General features: G+C 76.7%; 4 protein-coding genes. All 4 read right to left on the bottom strand.

All coding sequences use genetic code 11. The features are described from left to right. Window positions 1-79: 79 nt before the first annotated feature. Window positions 80-715: an ABC transporter ATP-binding protein gene (locus tag AB0L40_RS26255; RefSeq protein ID WP_364361506.1), complete on the bottom strand. Its 636-nt coding sequence runs from the start codon at window positions 713-715 to the stop codon at window positions 80-82. Continuing rightward, window positions 715-1,710 (bottom strand): iron ABC transporter permease, encoded by a 996-nt coding sequence (locus AB0L40_RS26250; RefSeq protein WP_364361504.1) that lies wholly within the window; start codon window positions 1,708-1,710, stop codon window positions 715-717. The genes AB0L40_RS26255 and AB0L40_RS26250 overlap by 1 nt, the downstream gene beginning before the upstream one ends. A gap of 7 nt (window positions 1,711-1,717) precedes the next feature. Further along, window positions 1,718-3,604 (bottom strand): ABC transporter substrate-binding protein, encoded by a 1,887-nt coding sequence (locus AB0L40_RS26245; protein ID WP_364361502.1) that lies wholly within the window; start codon window positions 3,602-3,604, stop codon window positions 1,718-1,720. Window positions 3,605-3,815: 211 nt separating this feature from the next. Further along, window positions 3,816-5,260, bottom strand: a 1,445-nt coding sequence (locus AB0L40_RS26240; RefSeq protein WP_364361500.1) for a prenyltransferase/squalene oxidase repeat-containing protein, incomplete at its 5' end; no start/stop codon positions are given.

Here is a 5,260-nt window from a genome sequence, read left to right as displayed (position 1 = left end):
GAGGACGGAATGCCCCGTCTCGATGCGGTTGCCTCCGCTCGAGCGGCGCTTTCGCCGGCTGGCGACGTCGTTCACCTCGTCATGTCGGGAGGACCGATCCGAGCGCGAGGTCGTGGACGACGAGGATGATGCCGAGCCCCTCGTCGGCCAGGCGGCGCAGCAGCCGGGCGATCGTGGCCGTGGCGCCGAGGTCCAGCGCGGACGTCGGCTCGTCGGCGATCAGTGCCGGGGCGCCCTGGGCGAGCCCGACGGCGAGCTGCACGCGCTGGAGCTCGCCGCCCGAGAGCGTCGAGAGCTGGCGGTCCGCGAACTCGGCCGCGTCGGCGCGCTCCAGGGAGGCCATCGCTGCGGCGCGGTCGGCGGCGCCGGGGCGGCTGAGCACGCCGATCTGGGACGAGCGGCCGATCAGGGCGGCCTCGCGCACGGTGATCCCCTGTGGGACCTCCGGGCGCTGGGGGACGAACGCCCGCAGCCGCGCCAGGCGCTTCGGTCCGACGCGCCGGATCTCTGTCCCGCCCCACTCGATGCTGCCGCCGGCGGGCTTCAGGAGTCCCGCGGCGGCGCGCACGATCGTCGACTTGCCCGCGCCGTTGGGCCCGACGACCGCGACGAGCGTCCCGGGCCGCAGCTGCAGGTCGGCGCTCTGGACGATCTCCTGGCCGCCGAGCCGGACCCGCAGGTCGCGGACGGTCAGCAGCGGCTCGGCGGCGGTCATCAGACGGCCTTCCGCAGCAGCCAGAGGAACAGCGGCACGCCGAGGACGACCATGAACGGCCCGACGGGCAGGTCGGTCGGCGCGGCGATCCTTCGGGCGACGGTGTCGGCGATGAGCAGCAGCGCGGCGCCGGCGACGGCCGACGTCGGCACGACGAAGCGGTGCGACGACGTGCCGCCGGCCAGGCGGACGGTGTGGGGGACGACGAGCCCGAGGAAGCCGAGCAGCCCGGCCAGCGCGGCGGACGCGGCGGCCAGCAGCGCCGCGACGCCGGCGGCGCAGAGGCGCACGACGCGGGGACGGACGCCGAGCGACTGCGCCACGTCGTCGCCGAGCGCCAGGCGGTCGAGCGGCCGGATCAGCAGGACGGCGGCCGCGAGCCCCACGGCGAGGTACGGCCAGACGTCGCGCAGCGTGCCCCAGCCGTCGTAGCTGAGGTAGCCGGCGACGAAGAAGATCGCCGACGAGACGCGGTCGGGGTACGCGGTCATCAGCGCGGTCGTGCCCGCGGTGAAGACGGCGCTGACGGCGATGCCGGCGAGGATCAGCCGGGCGACGCTGCCGCCGCCGCGCCCCGCCCACGCGACCATGAAGACCAGCGCGGTGGCGATCAGGCCGAAGACCAGGGCGCTCAGCGGCACCAGGGCGATCGAGCTCGGGGCGGCCAGCAGCAGGATCATCGCGCCGAAGCCCGAGCCCGCGGTCACGCCGATGACGTCCGGCGACGCCAGCGGGTTGGAGAGCGCCCCCTGCAGCAGCGCGCCGGCGACCCCGAGCGAGGCTCCGACGAGGATCGCCGTGACCGTCCGCGGGATCCGCAGGCTGTTGACGATCTGGTCGGTCGCGGGGTCCACCTGGCCGTCGCCGACCAGCGGCAGGGCGTGGAGGACGTCGTGGACGGACACCGTCGTCGACCCGAGGGCGATCGACAGGACGGCGGCGACCACGAGGGCGACCGACGCGACCGTCAGCACGCCCAGCTGGCGCAGGGGCATCGAGGACTCAGTTGCGCAGGAAGGTCTTGCGGACCCAGGTGATCATCGCGCCCGGGTCGTCGGAGGACTGCAGCAGCCGCTCGGGGTCGGCGATGTAGATGCGGCCGTTCTTCGCGGCGGCGGTCGGCGCCCAGCCCGGCTTGTTCTTGAAGAACTCGATCGTCGACGGGATCGACGACGCCGCGCCGTGCGGGACGACGATGATCACGTCCGGGTTGCGGCGCAGGACCTCCTCGTCGCTCAGCGGCGCGAAGCTGCCCGGCGTGCCGGCGTCGAACGTGGCCTTCAGGCCCGAGGTCACGAGCTGGCCGCCGGCGTAGCCGACGAGGTCGCCGCCCCAGCTGTTGGGCAGGAAGGCGATCGTGTTGCGCCCGACGCCCAGGACGACGAGGACCTTCGGGCGGACCTTGATGCCGGCGCGGGCCTTGCGGATGCCGTCGTCGATGCGCTTCGTCAGCCGGGCGGCCGTCTGCTTCGACTTGCCGAGCTTCGCCGCGATCAGGCGGACGGCGGGGGACACCGTGTTGACGCGCAGCGGGTCGTAGCCGTCGACGACGGGGATCTTCTGCTCCTGGATCTTCGGCGTGCCCGTCCGCCAGTTCGGCGACGAGAGCACGAGGTCGGGGCGCAGGCGGATCAGCGTCTCGATGTTCGGGCCGTCGGGGTGGCCCATCTTCAGCTGGCGGACGCCCTTCAGGCCCGCGACCGGCTTGATGTAGGAGCCGGCCTGAGCCATTGCGATCGGCTTGACCCCCAGGCGCGAGGTGGCGTTCGAGAGGAACGGCGAGAGCGTGACGACGCGCTTGGGTGCGGTCGTCCTCTTCGCGGCCTTCGTCGACGCGGCGGCCTTCAGGGTCGAGGTGCCGGGGGTCGAGGCGGCGGGGGCCGCGGGCGTCGCGCCCGAGTCCCAGGCGCCGGGAGCCGCGAGCGTCGTGGCGGCGGACGCGGCGCCCGGGGTCGCGAACGCCGTGGGGGTCGTCAGCGGCGCCGGCTCCGTCCCCGACCACGCCTGCGCGTCGCCGGCCAGCGGGCCGGCGCCCAGGCCGGCGACGCTCGCGAGGGTCACGAGCAGCGCGAGCGCGCCGCCCCGGGCCTTCTTCGTCAGCGCCACGGTGGCGGCGCGGAGCCCGGCGGGGGCGTCGAGCCGCTCGTCGTACCCCACCCGCGCGGTGGTCGCGCCGCGCGGGGTGCGGACGGCGAGGTCCAGGCCGTAGCGGTCGGCCCGCACGCACTCGGCGGACTCGGCGTCCGTGAAGCCGGCGAGGTGGCGCGCCATGTCGAGCAGCGCGTCGGCGTGGTCGGCATTGAGGTGCCCGATCGCGGCCGCCGAGCCCGGGACGACCGGGTCGGGCTCGGCCGCCTCGTAGTCCGGGACCGTCACGTGGTCCATCCGGCCGTAGCCGCCGACCCAGCGGATGCGCTCGACCCGCAGCACCCAGGTGCGGAAGTCGCCGAAGCCGCTGAACAAGCCGGCCGGGGGGACCGCGAGCTGGTAGGCCTCGCGCGCCTCCTCGGCGTCGGCGCCCTCGGCCTGCTCGACCCGCCCGGCGAGCGAGACGCGACCGCTGTCGAGCGGGTCGTCGCCCCGCGCCGGTGCGACGACGCTGAGGCTCGCCCGGTTGTCGCGCAGCAGGTTGCGGCCGTGCTCGGCGAGCGTCGAGACGACGAGCACCGGGCGGCCGTCGCGGAGGCTGGCGACCGCGACCATCGAGGCCCATGGGCCTCCGTCCTCGCTCAGCGAGCCGAGCGTGGCGGTCGTCGTCCCGGCGACGATGGTGCGCGCCTCCTCGGCGGCGGATGAACGGCGGACGGGGCCGGCAGGAGCGGCGAGCGGGCCCGGGACCGCGAAGACGTCGGCGGGCGCGTCGTGGTCGGCGGGGGCGTCGGAAGGCATGCCAAAAACCCTAACAGCTTAGGCTACCCAAAACAGCCGCTGTCGCTGTGGACGGCGTCACGGCGCCCGCGCGCCGCGTCGGCAGTGGTGGCGGGCGTGGCCGGTTCGAATCGCCCGCGTCGTCGGCCGGCGGCCGGCACCAGGATCGCTACCTACTAGGAGGGTTTCCTGGTGGGCATCGCCGGAGCCGTGCTCATCCGCCCGGGCCCGGTCAGGGCGCGACCCGGCGCGGGCGGCGGCGCTCGAGCTGGGCGCCCGCGCCGAAGACGACGACCAGGACGACGGCCAGCGCGATCGCGACGCCGTCGTCGCCGGAGCCGCCCCCGCCGGTGGCCACGCCCGCCGCGGCGGGAGCCGAGCCGGCGCCGACGACGGTGCCGCCGACCTGCTGCCCGCCGGCGGTGTCGGTCGCGGGCGCCGGACCGGTCGTGGTGGTCGGGGGCGTCGCGGACGTGGTGGAGGCCGGCGGCGCGGCGCTGGTCGTCGTCGGGGGCGTCGAGGTGACGGGCGGCACCTGCGTCGCCGGCGGGCTCGAGGAGGAGGCCGGGGGCGTGGAGGACGGCGTGCTCCCGGCGCCGCTGCCCGACCCGGACCCCGAGCCCGATCCGGCGCCGCCGCTCGGCTGCGAGCCGGGGCCCGCCTTCGCGTCGTCGAGGCCGTCGGAGCCGCTGCCGGAGCCGCCGCCCCGGGCCGCGTTGGCGCGGCCGTCGCTCGGCGCCTCGTCGCTCGCCAGGTCGCTGCCGCGGGCGACGGCGGTCAGCGGCAGCGGCGTGCCGTTGAGGCCCGGGAGGACCTGCGCCGTCCGGACGGTGCTGCCGAAGCCGCCGTCGGAGCGCTGGCGCGCGCGGAGGTAGGTGCGGACGGTCTCGTCGCCCAGCGCCCCGGTGGTCTGCCGGGCGGAGAGCGGGTCGATGCCGGTGACCTTCAGGCCCTGCGTCGCCCAGGCCGTGGAGACCGGGTCCGACCGCGCGCCGCTGCGGTCGCCGAGCCCGCCGTCGTCGTTGGAGCGGTCCAGCAGGAACCGTTGGCCGGCGACCACGTCCGGGGCGTCCGGGGCCAGCGTGTCCGTGGCCTCCAGCGCCTGGAGCGCCAGTGCCGTCGGCCGGGAGCGCTGCACCGCGCCCTTCGTCGCGCCCCAGCCCTCGTCGCCGCGGGCGGACTGGAGCCAGGCGGCGCCGGCGGCGACGTCCGCGCGGCCGGCCCCGTCGTGCAGCGCGAGCACCGCGAAGGCGGTGGCCTCGACCCGCGACGCCCCGGACGGGCCGTCGGGGAACCCGCCGTCGGTCGACTGCCGCGTGCGCAGCGCGGCCAGCGCGGCGCGCCCGGCGGCCGAGTCGGCCTCGCCGGCGGGCCGCAGCACCAGGACGAGGCGCGCCAGGTCGCCGGTGTCGGCGACCTTCGACCCCTGGCGTCGCAGGTAGGCCAGGAGCGTCGTGCCCTTCGCGGGCTGGTCGCCGGGATGGACGCCGACGGCGGCGAGCGCGAGACCGGCCCAGATGCTGGCCGCGGCATCGGAGGCCTTGGCGCCGACCTCCGCGCCGAACCCACCGTCGGAGCGCTGGGCGGCCTGCAGGCGACGCACCGCCCGGTCGACGGTCCCGGCGGTGGCGGCGTGGGCGGCCGTCGGGCCGGCCAGGGGCAGCGGGCCGGTCGGCA

Source organism: Patulibacter sp. NPDC049589 (assembly GCF_040675535.1).
Taxonomy (GTDB): Bacteria; Actinomycetota; Thermoleophilia; order Solirubrobacterales; family Solirubrobacteraceae; genus Patulibacter.
This window is presented reverse-complemented; position numbering and strand designations above follow the sequence as displayed.

Bases quoted from the DNA above. Each gene is read 5' to 3' on its own strand.
- AB0L40_RS26255 (WP_364361506.1), bottom strand. From the start codon at position 715: ATGACCGCCGCCGAGCCGCTGCTGACCGTCCGCGACCTGCGGGTCCGG.
- AB0L40_RS26250 (WP_364361504.1), bottom strand. From the start codon at position 1,710: ATGCCCCTGCGCCAGCTGGGCGTGCTGACGGTCGCGTCGGTCGCCCTC.
- AB0L40_RS26245 (WP_364361502.1), bottom strand. From the start codon at position 3,604: ATGCCTTCCGACGCCCCCGCCGACCACGACGCGCCCGCCGACGTCTTC.